Origin of the sequence: Accumulibacter sp. (genome assembly GCF_036625195.1) — a bacterium.
In the GTDB taxonomy this organism is placed as follows: domain Bacteria; phylum Pseudomonadota; class Gammaproteobacteria; order Burkholderiales; family Rhodocyclaceae; genus Accumulibacter.
The window spans coordinates 4,495,207-4,510,072 of sequence record NZ_JAZKUG010000001.1; the positions used below are offsets into that span (position 1 = coordinate 4,495,207).

A 14,866-nucleotide genomic window follows, 5' to 3' on the forward strand; every position below is an offset into this window, starting at 1 on the left:
CCGCGATGGTAATACCGTACTCGCCTGCGGCCAAGGCCTGCGGTCCACGCCTACCGTCCAGCGAAGACAGGAAGCAATTGCTGCGGCGCAACATCAGTGCTATATTTCCTCATGGTGGAAGCGTTCCGCCGACGGCTGTGCGAGGCACCGATGTATGTCGTTGATGACCCGACCCTGGCGCTGATCTCCCGCTTTGTCGGCGGCGGCGAACGTCCGGAACTGTCGGACGAGGAGTTCTTCGCAAGGCAACTGGCAACCGTCCAGACTTACGTCGCGTCCTTTCCGGAAGCCGAGCGCGAGACGCGGGCGCTGGCCTGGATCGAGAACAATGCCCGCCTCTATCGCCAGCAATGGCAGAAGCGCACCGCCGTCGCGACGCTGCAGGCGACACGCTGCCCGGACTGCCCGCTGGCCAACGGCAGCGATCGGCACACACCGTGCGCCATCCACGCGCGCTGGCTGGAGTTGCTCCGCAGCTACGTCGGCAGCCAGATCAGCTCGCACGACTATGTCGAACACAGTCTCGCGCTGCTCGCCCGGCACAAGGCCGGGCTGCGCGCCGGGCACGCGCGGAGCGCGGCTTCGGCGCTGGCCGTGAGGTCCGACGCCGGCGCCGCCGGCAACCGCCAGCGCTGTGGCGACGAGGATCGACCGGCGCACCCAAGCACCCCGGTGCCAGCCTGACGGGGCAGCCGACAACGCCGCACACACCATGCATGCGGCATTGTGCCACGCAACACGCAAGGCTTGCGGAGACACCCCACACACACCCGGCAGCACGCTCCGGGGGCAACGCCAGCAGCAACCGGCGCGGCGAGCGGCTGCCCACGCCGACGCTGCAGCGCACCGGCCGCAGCGCATCACCGCCCGCCGAGCAACTGCTCGAGCACGAAGGGCAGGATGCCGCCGGCACGGTAGTAGCTGACCTCGATCGGCGTGTCGATGCGGCAGAGCAGCGCACACTCGCGTCGCTCGCCGTCGGCACGCGTGATCGCCAGCGCGACCGTCTGCATCGGCGACAGCCCGCCGGCCAGCCCGGTGATGTCGAAGCGCTCGTCGCCGCGCAGGCCGAGCGAGGCGACCGAGTCTTCGCCGATGAACTGCAACGGCAGGACGCCCATGCCGACCAGGTTGGCGCGGTGAATCCGCTCGTAGCTGCGGGCGATCACCGCGCGCACACCGAGCAGGCGTGTTCCCTTGGCTGCCCAGTCACGCGACGAGCCGGTGCCATACTCCTCACCGGCAACGACGATGCTGGGTATCCCCCGCTCCAGATAGCTCATCGCCGCCGCAAAAACGGTCGTCAGCCGCCCGTCGAGCAGCGTGTGGCCACCCTCCCGCCGACGGCCGTCAGCGTCGGGCGGCAGCATCAGGTTGCGAATCCGGACATTGGCAAAGGTGCCGCGCATCATCACCTCATGATGGCCGCGGCGGGATCCGTAGGAGTTGAAATCGGCGCGCTCGACCCCCTGTGCGCGCAGCCACTCCCCCGCCGGCGTCGCCTCGCCGAACGAGCCGGCCGGCGAGATGTGGTCGGTAGTCACCGAATCGCCGAGCAGCAGCAGCGCGCGGGCGCCACGAATGTCGCCGACAGCCTGCGGCGGCAGTTCGAAGAACGGAGGCCGGGCAATGTAGCTCGACGGTGGCCAGTCGTATACCTCGCCGCTCGGCGCCGGGATCGACTGCCACAGATCCTGGTCGGCGCTGAAATCGGCGTAGCGCCGGCGGAAGGTCTGCGGATCGAGCGCCAGCGGCAGTACGGCGTCGATCTCGTCCGAACTCGGCCAGATGTCCCGCAGATACACCGGCTGCCCATCGGCGCCGGTTCCCAAGGGCTCGTTCTCAAGGTCGATGTTGACCCGGCCGGCAATCGCGAACGCCACCACCAGCGGCGGTGACGCCAGATAGTTGGCACGCAGGGCGGGGTGGATGCGCGCCTCGAAGTTACGGTTGCCCGAGAGCACCGCCGCAGCGATCAGCTGCTGCTCGGCAATCGTCCTGTTGAACGCCGGATCGAGATCGCCGGCGTTGCCGATGCAGGTCGTGCAGCCATAGCCGACCAGCGCGAAGCCCAGTTCGGCCAGCGGCGCCAGCAGCCCCGCGCGGTCGAGATAATCGGTCACCACCCGCGAACCGGGAGCGAGTGAAGTCTTGATGTGCTGCCTGACCCGCAGCCCCTTTGCCACCGCCTTTCTCGCCAGCAGCCCGGCAGCGATCATCACCGCCGGATTGCTGGTGTTGGTGCACGAGGTGATCGCCGCAATCAGGACGTCGCCATGACCGAGGTCGACGCCGGGGAGCCCGGTCGGATGGCGCTGCGCCAGGCTCGCCGGCGGCCGTCCGAAGCCGTCCGCCGACTCCGCGGCGGTCAACAGGGCACTGAAGCGGCTGGCCATCTCGGGCAAGACGATCCGGTCCTGCGGCCGCTTCGGGCCAGCGAGCGAGGGCACGATCGTCGACAGGTCGAGGTACACGCGGCGCGAATAGTCGACCTCGCCCGCGCGCGGGATGCCGAACAGGCCCTGGGCGCGGAAATACGCCTCGAACAGCTCGCAGTCCTCATCGCTGCGGCCGCTGCTGCGCATGTAGCCGACGGTCTTCTCGTCGATCGGGAAGAAACCCATCGTCGCCCCGTACTCCGGCGCCATGTTGGCCAGCGTCGCGCGATCGGTCACCGACAGCGTGCTCGCGCCCTCGCCAAAATACTCGACGAAGGTGCCCACCACCTTCTCGCGCCGCAGCAGCTCGGTCACCGTCAGCACCAGATCGGTCGCGGTGACGCCTTCGCGCAGGCGGCCGCCGAGTTCGACACCGACCACGTCCGGGGTCAGAAAGTAGACCGGCTGGCCAAGCATCGCCGCCTCGGCCTCGATGCCGCCGACGCCCCAGCCGACGACGCCGACGGCATTGATCATCGTCGTGTGCGAATCGGTACCAACCAGCGTGTCGGGAAAACACAGCCTGCCGTCGGTCGTCTCCTGCTGCCGCACGCCGCGGAACAGGTACTCGAGGTTGACCTGATGGACGATGCCGACTCCGGGCGGCACGACGCGGAAGGTGTCGAAGGCCTGCATGCCCCACTTCATGAACTGATAGCGTTCGCCATTGCGCGCGAACTCGCGGCGCATGTTCTGCTGCAGCGCCTGCGGCGTCCCGTAATGATCGACCTGAATCGAATGGTCGACGACCAGATCGACCGGCACCAGCGGCTCGATGCGCCGCGGATCGAGTCCGCGTTCGGCCGCGACGTGGCGCATGGCCGCCAGATCGCAGAGCAACGGCACGCCGGTGAAGTCCTGCAGGACGACGCGCGCAACGACGAATGGAATCTCCTCGCTGCGCTCCGCCCGCGGTCGCCATTGCGCCAGCTCGACGATGTGCTTCTCGCTCACCCGCAGCCCGTCGCAGTGACGCAGCAGTGCCTCGAGGACGATCCGCAGCGACACCGGCAGGCGATCGACATGGCCGATACCGGCGCTGGCGAGTGCCGGCAGCGAGTAATACAGGGCCTCCGGCTGACCGGGCGGACTGAAGCGGGACAGGGTGTTGAATGGCGATTGGCGCATGCGGGTTCTCCAGAAGGGCGCGTGCTACGAGCGCGTCCTCAAGCACCATGACAACACGTGGCTCCGCACGTTCCATCCGCGTCGCCACGGCGACAGCCACACGCGGTTGGCACCGGGTGCAATCGGAAGTGCGACTGACGCCGGGGCGAGGTGGTTGGCGGTGGCATTCGGCACTAGACAATTGGGCGGAGGTGGGGTAAATAGTGATGGGTTACTTCACCTTGGAGCGAGACCCATGACAGAAAGGTGGTCGGAAATGGAGGGGCGACTCAAGCCGAGTCGGGGTTTGGAAGAGCGGTTTAGAGATCATCCCGAGCTCCAAGCCAAGATCGAGTCGTTGCTGGCGGTGGTCGAGAATGCGGCCGGCGATGTTGAGAAGGCGGCGGAGGCGGAGCGGCGGGTGACGGAGGAATTGCGGCAGTTGGGCAACGAAGCGTTGCACGGCTGGGCGCGACGGCAAGCGCAGCGGAAGGAAGAAGAGGTGGCGCAACAACCGGGCGTGCAGCGGAAGGAAAAAAAACGTCTATTGGCAGACCCGGTACGGACAGATCGAAGTAGCGGAGCAGGTCTTCCGGCAAGGGACGCGCGGGCCGGAGATCCGGCCATTCACGCGTTCGGCGGAGGTGGTCTGCCGGGGCTGCTCGGAGCCGCTGCAGCGAGCGATCGTTGATTTCGGGGCGGACGCGCCCGCGGCGCGCATTCCGCAGAAGCTGAAAGAGCACTACGGTATCGAGGTGTCCGCCAGTACGTGCTGGCCGATCGTCTTGCGGCATGCCGCGACGATCGACGAGCGCCCGAAAGCGGCGGCAAAAATCCCGGCACGAGACGGCGTAGAGCAGTTGATCGGCGAGATCGATGGGAGCATGATTCCCGTCGTGGAGACGGCCGAATCGGACGACCAGAGCGCGAAAGTGGACCGCCGCAAGACCCGCCGGGTGGGCTGGAGGGAAGCGCGTTTGAGTCTGGTCCATGCGCCGGGCTCCGTCACCCCGGTGTTCGGCGCCACCGTGGGCCCGCCCGACCAGGTCGGAGAGACGCTGTTGCGCACGGCGGTTCAGGCCGGACTGGGGCGTAAGACCAAGGTCCATGCGGTCAGCGACGGCGCCGCATGGATTGCGGATCAGGTGAGTGAGCAATTCGGACTGCAAGGCCACTTTCTCGTCGATTTCTACCATGTCTGTGACTACCTGACGGCCGCAGGGGACACGATCGCCGGCACGGCGGCGAGGGCTTGGCTGGAAACGCAGAAGGATCGGCTGAAACAGAACCGCCTCCAGGACGTCGTCGAGGAACTGCAGCGATTCGTCGAGGACGACACCGTTCCCGATGCCAACGCCCCGGTGCGCGCGGCGCATCGCTATCTCACCAATCGCCCGGGGCAGTTCAACTATCAAGACGCGCTCGTGGCCGGGCTGCCAATAGGGTCCGGCGAAATCGAAAGCGCACACCGTTACGTCATCCAGGACCGTCTCAAGCGGGCCGGCGCTTGGTGGAAACTGAAAAACGCCAAGCACATGCTGGCGCTGCGTGTCTGCCGTGCCAACCAGGAGTGGGACCGCTATTGGCAGTCCAGACGTCAACAGGCCGCCTGATCCACAGTCGCACTTCCGATTGCACCCGTTGGCACCCGCATGCTTGCGCGCGGGGAACGAATGCTCCAGACTTGGCAAGGTAGCGGTGCACCCAAGGCGAACTGATGCGAGGGGGCGCCTGTTCAGGAGCAGCTACGACCGTGCGCCGTGTTCCCCGACGAGCTGGGCAGCCCTGCCTTTGCCGACCTGCGGCCGGGCTCCTCTGCGTCTGGCAGGCACATTGGCGACACGTGGCACGCGACGCGCAACCCTTTCCTGGAGAAGCACGATGAAGAACAACCTCGCTGCAGCGATCATCGCCTCAGGCCTGAGCCTTGCCTCGGCACACGCGTCGGCCGCCGTCGTCCGCTCCGACTTCAGCCTCGACGCGGAAGGCTGGGGAACAGGCCGGATCGTTGTCTCGGGCTTCCTGCCGGCCGTCGATGGTACCTTCACCGGCGCCGTCGGTCACGACCCGGTTGGCGGAACGCTGCGCACGGGAGACCTTTATCCGTGGACCACTTTCCGCTCGTCAGCGGCCTACAGCGGCGACAAGAGTGCCTTCTTCGGCGGCTCGATCAGCTACGACCTCCAGGACAGCCAGAACGATGGCGATCCCTTCCCCAACGTCGCGATTCTTGGCGACGCTGGCCGCATGATCTTCATCCCGACCGCACCGCCGGCAACCGGAGGCTTCACCCACTACGAGTTCGCCCTCGACGAATCGGCCGGCTGGCGGACGAACAACCCCTTCGCGCTGCTGGCAACCGATTCCTACATTCAGGCCGTCCTCGCCAACGTGCAGGGCATCTGGATCAATGCCGACTGGAAGACCGGCGACGACCAGGGCAATGATGACGCCCGGCTCGACAATGTCTGCCTGCGCGACTCCCGTACATCCTGCACCACAGGCCTCATCCCGGAACCAGCGTCGCTGGTCCTGTTCGGTCTGGCGCTGGGTCTCCTCGGACTGTCGCGAAAAGACGGCCGACCGACTGACCTCCGGCAGCCCTGAGCAGCCGCACCGGCAGCAGGCCATGCGGCAGAGCAACGTCGAAAAGCCCGGACTCGGCGATGCCGCGCTGATCGACACCACCTTCCTGTTTACCGACATCGAAGGGTCGACGAGCCTCTGGGAAAGCGAGTCGCAGGCGATGCGTGTCGCGCTGCAACGGCACAACACCCTGCTCTCGGCGGCGATCGAGCGCCATCGTGGACTCGTCTTCAAGACCGTCGGCGACGCCTTCTGCGTCACCTTCGATGACGCCGCGGCTGCCTTGTGCGCCGCCAGCCAGATCCAGACCAGCCTCGCCGGCGAGCAGTGGCCGACGCGCAGCCCGCTGCGCGTGCGCATTGCCCTGCACAGCGGGCCGGCCTACCTGAGCAGCGGCGACTACTTTGGCCGGACGCTCAATCGCGTCGCCCGGCTCCTGGCGGTGACCCACGGCGGCCAGACCCTGTTGAGCTCGGCGACCGCAGCGCTGGTGCGCAGCACCCTGCCCGTCGGCAGCAGCCTGCACGATGTCGGCATGCTCCGCCTGCGCGACCTGCCGCAGCCGATCCACGCCTTCCAGCTCGTCCATCCCGGGCTGCCGACCGTGCTCCTCGAAACGGGTCACGCCCTCGACGGCAACAAGCTGACCGCCGAACCGCTGGCGCGCTTCCGGCCGATCGATGTCTACGAGGTGCCGACGCTGCCGGTGGTGGTCATGCAGGCATTGCGCATCATGCAGGATCCCGCCAGCGACGCGCGTGCGGTCGAACGGGTGATCATCCATGACCCGGCGATCTCGGCCAAGGTCCTGCGCGTTGCCAACTCGGCCTTCTTCGGTCTCTCGCGCCGCATCGGCACCATCGCGGACGCCGTGCGGGTGCTCGGCTTCACCAATGTCCAGGGCATGCTGATCTCGGTCGGCGCCTTCGATGCCTTCCGTACCGAACGGCTGAACCTGGTGGAGTTCTGGAAGCACTCGATCGCCACCGCAACAGCCGCCCGCTTCCTGGCAGATGCCCTCCGCCACCCCGGTGACGAGGCATTCATGGCGGGTCTGCTGCACGACATCGGCAAGCTCATCTTCGCCGTCCAAGCCGAGTCGGGCTACCGCCACGTACTCGATCTGGAACGGGATTCGGCATTCGGCAGTCTTGAGGCCGAACGCACGCTGTTCGAGTTTACCCATCCGGAAGTGGGCCAGATGGTCGCCGAACGCTGGGACCTGCCGGCACGCCACATCGCCGCCATTGCCCACCACCATGAGCCCGACGCCAGCGGCGACGAATACCGCTTCTGCGCCCTCATCGGTCTCGCCAACCGGGTCGCACATGCGGCCCTCGACGGCTTCGTCGAGACGCTGGCCAGCGACCACGATGCGGCGCAGCTGCGACGGCTCGGACTGCGACCCGCCCTCTGGGACGACTGTCTGGCGTATCTGCACGCAGCTCGACCGACGATCGACGGCTTCGTCGGCGCCATCCGCTGAACGGTCTGCCTAGCGGATGCGCGACGCGTGGCAGCAGCTCCCCCATTACCCGCTCCGCAGCGGCGAAGGAGGTTGCACGCGCGCCGCTCGCGCGAGTCGGTAGAATGGTCTGGTACAGGCAGCGATGGCAATCGCGAGGACCAACGCATCATCCCCGAGCCTCCGACATCGCCCGCGCTCAAATCCTCGGCCCGGTAGAGGATTCGCGCGGTTGCCCTGACTTCTTTCCCGACGGCAGCCGAAGGCAAGCAAATGCTGCTATATTCGCGGGATTTGGTCGCATCGGTGACCGGCATCGTTTTGTTGTCGCAGTCGGCGAGCCGGACGAATGGCGATTGGTGAGGAAAAGCTTTTGGCCACAACTATTTCTTTCAGAGGTTGGCGAGTGCAGGCCATGGTGTTGGCGATTGCTGCGACACTCCTTGCCGGCTGTTCGACCTTCCCAGAGTGGATCCCGTCGGCCGGACCGAGCCGCCAGCAGGTGCTCGAGGTGCCGGAAACGCAGCAGGATTCCCTGATTCAGGTCGTCAGCGTCAGCGATCGCGTTGCCCGGCGGCTCCTCGCGAACCAACAGCAGCAGCTGTTTTCCCAAGTTCTGGCGAGCAAGGCGCCATTCAGTTACACGATCGGTCCGGGCGATGTCCTCGAGGTGTCGATCTGGGAAGCGCCTCCAGCCGTCCTCTTCGGCGCCCCGCTGCTCGATCCGCGCTCGGGTGTCGCCGCTGCCAGGTCGACCGCGTTCCCCGAGCAGATGGTCAGCAGCGAGGGAACGCTCAGCGTTCCCTTTGCCGGATCGCTGCAGGTGGCCGGCAAGACACCGCAGCAGGTCGAGAACGAGATCGTTCGCCGTCTCGGCGGCAAGGCCAATCAGCCACAGGCGCTGGTGCGGGTCATACGCAACGCGACCTCGAACGTGACCATCGTCGGCGAAGTGGCCTCGAGCACACGCATGCCGCTGACTGCGCGCGGCGAGCGACTGCTCGACGCGCTCGCCGCTGCTGGCGGCGTCCGCCAGCCAGTCGGCAAGATCACGCTGCAACTGACGCGCGGTGAGCAGGTGCATTCCCTCGCGCTGGACACGATCATTCGCGACCCGCGGCAGAACATCCCCCTGCAGCCCGGCGACGTCGTCACTGCGCTGTTCCAGCCACTGAGCTTCACCGTTCTCGGCGCAACCGCTAAGAACGAGGAGCTCAACTTCGAGGCTCAGGGAATCACGCTGGCCCAGGCACTGGCGCGTGCTGGCGGCGTCCAGGACCGTCTCGCCGATGCCCGCGCTGTCTTCATCTTCCGCTTCGAGGACCCGGCAGTGCTCGAGCTGCCTGTCCCACCGCGGACAACGCCAGAAGGCAAGGTGCCTGTCGTCTACGAAGTCAATCTAAAGAACCCGCAAACCTTCTTCGTCGCCCAAGGGTTCCCGGTACTGAACAAGGACGTTCTCTACGTGGCCAACGCTCCGGGAGCCGAGCTGCAGAAGTTCCTCTCAATCATCATGCCGGCCGCATACTCCGTACTCAACACCTACAACGTGACGAAGTGACGGACCGCAGCACCAGTGGTGGCCGGCGGCGACGCCCGGCGGCAACCCGTCGTCGACAGGCAACCGCTCGCCTCCGACCGAACGCGATTGCCACAGCGAGCGGTGCATGAAGGCGACACTGCTCGACGTCAGCCGCCTTCTTGACCGGCGGCTGCGCAGGCGCCTGCCCACCGGCATCGACCGCGTCGGCATGGAGTACGTCAGGCACTTCGGCCCACAGTCCACGGCACTTGTGCACGCTGCCGGACAATGGATCGAACTGTCAGCGAGAGACTCGGCGCGGTTGTTTGCCGGCCTCCTCTCGGAACCGAGCGACTCGCGACGCTTCAACACGATGATCGCGTGGCTGGTGGCCAAGGCGCTGCCGCGCAGCATCGGCGCCCGCTTCGCATCACGCCGCTTGCTCCTCAATACCGGGCACAGCGGCCTGGAGCAACCCGGCTACGCGCACTCGCTGCGCCGCTCGGCGTTGCGACCCGTCTTCTTCGTGCACGACCTCATTCCGTTGAGCTACCCCGAGTATTGCCGTCCGGGCGAGTCCACGCGCCACCGCATTCGTATGCAGACGGTGCTGACGACCGCGAGGGGGATCATTGTCAACTCGCAGGCGACGCTCGAAGCGATGCAGGAGTACGCGGCCGAGGAGCAACAGCCGATGCCGCCGGCGGCCGTTGCGCCGCTGGCGCCGCCGCAGTGGCCCTTGGCCGGCACCGAGCCGCCCCTGCAAGCACCGTATTTCATCATGCTGGGCACGATCGAACCGCGCAAGAACCACTGGCTGATCCTGCACGTCTGGCGACAACTGATCGCACGCTTGGGCGCGGCAGCGCCGCGCCTCCTCGTCGTCGGACAGCACGGTTGGGAGTGCGAGAATGTCGTCGACATGCTCGAGCGCTGTGCAGTCCTGAAAGGCTTCGTCTTCGAGCGATCCCGCTGCTCCGATGCCGAACTCGCAACCTGCATGCAGCATGCGCAGGCCCTGCTCTTCCCCTCGTTCGCCGAAGGCTATGGAATGCCACTCGTCGAGGCGTTGGCTCTTGGCCTGCCAGTGATCGCGAGTGACCTCCCCGCCTTCCGTGAAGTGGGCGGGACCGTTCCGGAGTACCTCGATCCCCTCGATGGCCGGCGTTGGGCCGACCTGATCGTGGACTACGCGTCGCCCGAGAGCCCATGCCGCCGCGCTCAAGTGCAGCGGCTCGCAGGCTTCGCTGCACCGACGTGGCCGGCGCACTTCGCGCAGGTGGAAGCCTTGCTCGATCACCTCGACGCGACAGACGACTGATCCACCTGCAACGTCATCGCTGACGGTTTCCCTTTCCGGAGAAAGCGTGTCACGGCGGCATCACGGACAAGTCACCAGACGATCAACCAGGGTGCGGCGTGCTCGCCCTCGACGATGCCACGCCTACACCCGCTGGGCGCAGGACGAGTTCGGCGATCAGCGGCGCGTGGTCGGAGCAGCGTGCCCAGGCGATCCCCTTGGGAACGTGCATTTCGAGCACCTGAAAACCGCGCACGTAGATGCGGTCCAGCGTCAGCCAGGGAGCAAAGCTGGGAAAGGTGCGGGTAACCTCCGCCGGCGTGGTGCGGCGGCGCCACGGCAACAGCCAGTCGAGCAGGCGACGGTCGTGCCGCTCAACAGGCGAAGCCACCGTCACTTCGTCGACGCCAAGCCGCTCGCGCAGCAGGCGATCGACCCGCTGCTGCCAGTCGTTGAAGTCGCCGGCAATGATCAGCGGTGCCCTGGCGGGTACCTCGCGGTGAACGAAATCGGCGAGGAAGCTCGCCTGGCGCAGGCGGCTGCGCTTGATCAGCCCGAAGTGCACGCAGATCAGGTGCACTTCCTTGCCCCGCCCGCGCCCAAGGCGGATCACCGCATGCAGCAGTCCTCGTTTCTCGAGCAGGTGGTCCGAGATGTCGTGGTTGGTGTGGGCGACGATGCGGTGGCGCGAGAGGATCGCGTTCCCGTGATGCCCATGCGGATAGGCCGCATTCATCCCATAGGCGCGGTGCGCATAGGCGCCCGTGGCGAGAAAATCGAGCTGTGTTCCGGACGACGGGTAGCCCGGCTGGCGAGCGAGCCGCTCGTTGCGATCCTGCACCTCCTGCAGGAAGACGATGTCGGCGTCGATCGCATCGAGCGCCAGGCGGACATCGTGTATTCGCGGCCGACCACGGATTCCGGTGACGCCCTTGTGGATGTTGTAGGTCGCCACCCTGAGCCTCACGAGCGTCTCCGGCATCGTCCCTCCTCAAGCGGCATCATGGCAGGCGCTCGAAATAGCGGTCCAGAAGCAGCGGATCATCGAAGTGGCGCCGGCCGACGAAGGCAGTGGCGTGCCGTCCCCATTGCCGCATCTGGCCGGCACTGCGCACGCCCATCGGCCAGAACACGAAACGCTCCAGTCTTTCGCTACCGGGAAGCAGTCCGTCGGCGGCAAAAATGCTGCGCCGGCCGCCACCCGGAAACGCCAGCGAGCGCAGTTCATCGTCGTCGCGCAGAGCGAGCCGTATTCCCGCTGCCGCGGCAGCCGCCTCGACAAGGACCTGCTGCAGATGATGCGTGCCGGCGGCGATCCTGAGGACGATCCGCTGCTCGGCCCGCGGCGCCAACAGCGCCTGGGGCACGAACAGGCCCTCGTCGATGCCGGCTGGCCGCGCCCTGGCGCGCACCCGCTCTCCCGGGACGAACAGGTGGTAGCAGCCGCATGGGTGTATCGTGTCGTAGATCAGGGGACTGCCATCCTCGGCCAGGGTGACGCGCCAGAGCAGACCGTCGAAGCGCCCTGCCAGCAGATCCGGCGCCCGGTCTGGCGGGCGCCCGGGAAACCACGCAGTGTAACTCAGCTGCAACAGCCAGCGGTCGGCCATTTGCGCGTAGCCGCTGCGGACGTAGAGCACCGGTTCCGCAACAGCGACCACCAGCCGTTGGCCGTCGGCATCATCGGGCTGCCAGACCAGGGCTCCGGGTCGGTCGTCGTCACCGGCAGTCTCGATCTCGAGTCGGGGCGCGTGCCGGACCACGAGTTCGGCAAGTTCGGATCCGGCGACGCTGGGCAGACCAAGCGCCGACAGATCCCTGACCAGCGGCAGACCCTCCGGCTGGCCGTCGGCAACGTAGCGCAGCCGCCGTGCGCCAGTCGTCGTTTCGGCTGCCTGCGCGGCGAAAATGACCAGCGTCTCCTTCTGCCAACGTTCGATGCCAGCGGCGAAGAGGTAGCGCGTCAGCGGATAGAGGCCCAGGACGCGCAGCGTCGTCGAATAGTCGTCGGGGACCACGGCCGCCGCTCGTACCTTCGCCAGTTCCGCCTGGTCGGCGAGGCCCAGCGTCTCCCGACACGCAGCCAGTTCGTCGTCGCTGGCGGTCGTCGGGGTACTGTTCGCCAGTTCGATCGCGCGGTCGTCGGCGTCACGCTGTGCCAGCGCCCGATACCATTGCGCCGCAAGCGGATCGCCCGATGGCACCGGCGCTGCAGCAGCCAGCCGGGCCAATACACGGTCCACCCGCAGATGGGGAAAGCCGGGCACCCGTGGCGATTGCGCATCACGCGTACCTTCCGCGTCGATGCGGCGGTCGATAGCCGCAAACAGGCGCGCGCAATCGCCGACGGCATCAGCTTGGAGGCGGCGCTGCACTGCCGGATCGTCGGCATGCGGATCGAGTCCGGCACAACCGATCAGCATGCAGCAGGCGGCCACGAGCAACGGCCTGTGGCTCATCCGGGCTGCTCAGGTCCCGCGAGTGCCTGCTGCCGGCGCTCGATCTCACGCAGCATGGCCTCGAACTGGGCGCGCATCGTCTGCCGCACCGCGGCGACCCCGAAAAACGGACCGAGCAGTGGCGCGAGCGGCGTGGACAGCTCGAACCGTGCATCGTAATCGAGCCGCACGACGCCAGGCGGCAGCCGCTCGTCTCCCTGGATGATCCGGTAGCGGCCAGTGAAGCTGCGCAAGGTCGATGCGTCGCCGGCTCCCGTCGCGGCCGTCGCCAGCTGCGCGATGACAGTCACATAGGGGAGGTGAAGGACGTCAAGACGCACATGCACCGGCAACTCGAAGAAGAGGACCCTGAAGATCCCTGCCTGCTCGAGGAGCAGGCGGTTGCCCGCGCGTTCGAGCACGCGCGCGCGCCGGACGCCGGGGACGAACTCGCCCAGATGCTCGTAATCGGTCAGCGTGTCCCAGACGATTCGCTGCCCGGCGGCCAGCTGCGCGCTGGCATGGACGCTGTACACCTCGGCGTCACGTCGTACCTCGACCTGCGCCGCCGCTCCTCCCGCGGCGAGGGCGGCGAAGCTACAGGCCAGCGAAGCGATGCCGGCAAGAGCTGTCGCCGGCAATCGCCACCAGGAATGCTGTCGCGCTGCCAGCCCGCTCATGGGGTACGGGTAGGCGCCGGCGGGGTCGGCCGATCCGCCCGCGGGTCGCTCCACTCACGACAAATCCGGATCGTCTGGTCGACTGCCAGCGTTTCGCCGGTGAGGCCGCAGCGATGGATCCCCCTTTCCTCGAGGAAGTGCGCGCATTCGCGGCACTGTCCGAAAGCCTGGCGGTCGTTGAGTCGCTGCAGACTGCCGAGGACCGCGCGCAGTTGACTGGCGAGCTCGTCGAGGTCGACACCGCCGGCAGCAAGAAGCACGTCCAAACGCTGTGGCCAGCTGCCTGCCAGCACCTCCTCGCCCGCAGCGGTCAGCTGCAGATGAACGCGCCGCCCATGGCGATCGTCATTGCTCCGGCTGATCAGCCCCTTGCGCTCGAGCATCGCCAAGGTCTGCGACACCGTGCCGCGGGTGATGCCGAGGTAGCTCGCGACGGCGATCGGGATGTTGCTGTAACGGTTCGCCTGCGCGAGGTAGCCGAGCACCTGCAGATGCACCGGTAACAGGCCATGGCGCGCGGCATCCTCGCGCACCAGTTGCTGCAGCAGCGCCGCCAGGCGCTCGAAGACGAAAACGCTCGGCTTCATGGGCGTAATGTATCGCCTCGAATCATTGCTTGACAAGCACTTCGTGCCGGCATTAAGGTTCGCCAATGCATCGAGTCGATGCATGTGTCGGTCCAACATTCCTCCAGAGGAGAAAGCCATGCGCCAAGCCATCTTCTACCATGCCGGCTGCCCGGTCTGCGCCACCGCCGAACAGCAGTTCGCGCAAGCCCTTGATCCTGCCCGTTATGCAGTCGAGGTCGTACACCTCGGCCAGGATGCCCGCCGCGTTGCCGAAGCTGAAGGCTTCGGTGTGCAGTCGGTGCCAGCGCTGGTGATCGACGGGCAAGCCTTCCACATCAACTTCGGCGCCCCGCTCTCGGCCCTGAAATAGGCGCTTGGCGCCGCACACCGCAACGGCCCCGGCAGGTGCGGCCTGGTTGCTGCCGGGGCTAGCGCTGCCCTTTACCCGAAAAATTAGGACTGGACTTTCTTGATCGAACCGATTATGGTTCGGTATGAATGAGCAAAACCAAGTCAAGCGAGCGCTGAGACAGCAAGCCTCGATTGAGGTTATCCGGGAGCTGTTGGCGGGCAAGGAGCATCGAAGTCTATCCTCGGTTGCCGAGTCGATTTGTCAGCACTTCGGCTTGCGTGATGCCCGCGGGCGTAGCCAGATCGCAGGCTGCGTCAAGGCGCTGCGTGAGTTGGAGGGGGCGGGGCACTTCGTTCTGCCGGCGCCGATGCGCAAGCGCCGTACGGCAGCAGGGCCGCGGCGTCTGGGT

13 protein-coding genes are annotated in these 14,866 nt (G+C 66.7%); 8 read left to right on the plus strand and 5 right to left on the minus strand.

The window, feature by feature from the left end; genetic code table 11:
• Positions 1-150 precede the first annotated feature (150 nt).
• Positions 151-684, plus strand: coding sequence for a hypothetical protein (locus V5B60_RS19825; RefSeq protein ID WP_332349507.1), 534 nt, complete (start codon positions 151-153; stop codon positions 682-684).
• 176 nt (positions 685-860) lie between these two features.
• Here the strand turns inward: V5B60_RS19825 and acnA are convergent, their stop codons facing one another.
• Positions 861-3,566, minus strand: a complete 2,706-nt coding sequence (gene acnA, locus V5B60_RS19830; RefSeq protein ID WP_332349509.1) for an aconitate hydratase AcnA — start codon at positions 3,564-3,566, stop codon at positions 861-863.
• 235 nt (positions 3,567-3,801) lie between these two features.
• Between acnA and V5B60_RS19835 the strand changes: the two genes are divergently transcribed.
• From V5B60_RS19835 to V5B60_RS19860, 6 genes are all read left to right on the plus strand, one after another.
• On the plus strand, positions 3,802-4,236 hold the full coding sequence (locus V5B60_RS19835) for a hypothetical protein (protein WP_332345299.1): 435 nt from the start codon (positions 3,802-3,804) through the stop codon (positions 4,234-4,236).
• Positions 4,190-5,158, plus strand: coding sequence for an ISKra4 family transposase (locus V5B60_RS19840; protein WP_332347076.1), 969 nt, complete (start codon positions 4,190-4,192; stop codon positions 5,156-5,158). The genes V5B60_RS19835 and V5B60_RS19840 overlap by 47 nt, the downstream gene beginning before the upstream one ends.
• 268 nt (positions 5,159-5,426) lie before the next feature.
• Positions 5,427-6,152 carry a laminin B domain-containing protein gene (locus V5B60_RS19845; RefSeq protein WP_332349511.1) on the plus strand — a complete coding sequence of 242 codons (726 nt, stop codon included), beginning with the start codon at positions 5,427-5,429 and terminating at the stop codon, positions 6,150-6,152.
• 22 nt (positions 6,153-6,174) lie between these two features.
• The gene (locus V5B60_RS19850) at positions 6,175-7,617 is read left to right on the plus strand and encodes an HDOD domain-containing protein (RefSeq protein ID WP_332349514.1); all 1,443 of its coding nucleotides are present in this window, start codon (positions 6,175-6,177) and stop codon (positions 7,615-7,617) included.
• A gap of 394 nt (positions 7,618-8,011) precedes the next feature.
• Complete coding sequence (locus tag V5B60_RS19855) at positions 8,012-9,157, plus strand: polysaccharide biosynthesis/export family protein (protein ID WP_332349516.1); 1,146 nt, start codon at positions 8,012-8,014, stop codon at positions 9,155-9,157.
• A gap of 106 nt (positions 9,158-9,263) precedes the next feature.
• Positions 9,264-10,439 carry a glycosyltransferase family 4 protein gene (locus tag V5B60_RS19860; RefSeq protein ID WP_332349518.1) on the plus strand — a complete coding sequence of 392 codons (1,176 nt, stop codon included), beginning with the start codon at positions 9,264-9,266 and terminating at the stop codon, positions 10,437-10,439.
• A gap of 82 nt (positions 10,440-10,521) precedes the next feature.
• Here V5B60_RS19860 and V5B60_RS19865 read toward each other — a convergent pair whose 3' ends face one another.
• From V5B60_RS19865 to V5B60_RS19880, 4 genes are read right to left on the minus strand one after another with little or no spacing between them, the layout of a single operon-like run.
• Positions 10,522-11,400, minus strand: coding sequence for an endonuclease/exonuclease/phosphatase family protein (locus tag V5B60_RS19865; protein WP_332349519.1), 879 nt, complete (start codon positions 11,398-11,400; stop codon positions 10,522-10,524).
• A gap of 19 nt (positions 11,401-11,419) precedes the next feature.
• Positions 11,420-12,877: a hypothetical protein gene (locus V5B60_RS19870; RefSeq protein WP_332349521.1), complete on the minus strand. Its 1,458-nt coding sequence runs from the start codon at positions 12,875-12,877 to the stop codon at positions 11,420-11,422.
• Positions 12,874-13,536, minus strand: a complete 663-nt coding sequence (locus V5B60_RS19875; RefSeq protein ID WP_332349523.1) for an SRPBCC family protein — start codon at positions 13,534-13,536, stop codon at positions 12,874-12,876. Before V5B60_RS19875 ends, V5B60_RS19870 begins: the two co-directional genes overlap by 4 nt.
• A complete protein-coding gene (locus V5B60_RS19880) occupies positions 13,533-14,123 on the minus strand; it encodes a MarR family winged helix-turn-helix transcriptional regulator (RefSeq protein WP_332349525.1) in 591 nt (196 codons plus the stop codon). Before V5B60_RS19880 ends, V5B60_RS19875 begins: the two co-directional genes overlap by 4 nt.
• 118 nt (positions 14,124-14,241) lie before the next feature.
• On the opposite strand from V5B60_RS19880, the gene V5B60_RS19885 reads away from it, so the two are divergent.
• Positions 14,242-14,475, plus strand: coding sequence for a thioredoxin family protein (locus V5B60_RS19885; RefSeq protein ID WP_332349527.1), 234 nt, complete (start codon positions 14,242-14,244; stop codon positions 14,473-14,475).
• The last annotated feature ends 391 nt before the right edge of the window (positions 14,476-14,866 follow it).

What these genes read in the sequence shown, in the direction of transcription:
- V5B60_RS19880 (WP_332349525.1), bottom strand. Translation starts at nt 14,123, where the DNA reads ATGAAGCCGAGCGTTTTCGTCTTCGAGCGCCTGGCGGCGCTGCTGCAG.
- V5B60_RS19845 (WP_332349511.1), top strand. Translation starts at nt 5,427, where the DNA reads ATGAAGAACAACCTCGCTGCAGCGATCATCGCCTCAGGCCTGAGCCTT.
- V5B60_RS19825 (WP_332349507.1), top strand. Translation starts at nt 151, where the DNA reads ATGTATGTCGTTGATGACCCGACCCTGGCGCTGATCTCCCGCTTTGTC.
- V5B60_RS19855 (WP_332349516.1), top strand. Translation starts at nt 8,012, where the DNA reads ATGGTGTTGGCGATTGCTGCGACACTCCTTGCCGGCTGTTCGACCTTC.
- V5B60_RS19885 (WP_332349527.1), top strand. Translation starts at nt 14,242, where the DNA reads ATGCGCCAAGCCATCTTCTACCATGCCGGCTGCCCGGTCTGCGCCACC.
- V5B60_RS19875 (WP_332349523.1), bottom strand. Translation starts at nt 13,536, where the DNA reads ATGAGCGGGCTGGCAGCGCGACAGCATTCCTGGTGGCGATTGCCGGCG.
- V5B60_RS19835 (WP_332345299.1), top strand. Translation starts at nt 3,802, where the DNA reads ATGACAGAAAGGTGGTCGGAAATGGAGGGGCGACTCAAGCCGAGTCGG.
- acnA (WP_332349509.1), bottom strand. Translation starts at nt 3,566, where the DNA reads ATGCGCCAATCGCCATTCAACACCCTGTCCCGCTTCAGTCCGCCCGGT.
- V5B60_RS19850 (WP_332349514.1), top strand. Translation starts at nt 6,175, where the DNA reads ATGCGGCAGAGCAACGTCGAAAAGCCCGGACTCGGCGATGCCGCGCTG.
- V5B60_RS19865 (WP_332349519.1), bottom strand. Translation starts at nt 11,400, where the DNA reads ATGCCGGAGACGCTCGTGAGGCTCAGGGTGGCGACCTACAACATCCAC.
- V5B60_RS19860 (WP_332349518.1), top strand. Translation starts at nt 9,264, where the DNA reads ATGAAGGCGACACTGCTCGACGTCAGCCGCCTTCTTGACCGGCGGCTG.
- V5B60_RS19870 (WP_332349521.1), bottom strand. Translation starts at nt 12,877, where the DNA reads ATGAGCCACAGGCCGTTGCTCGTGGCCGCCTGCTGCATGCTGATCGGT.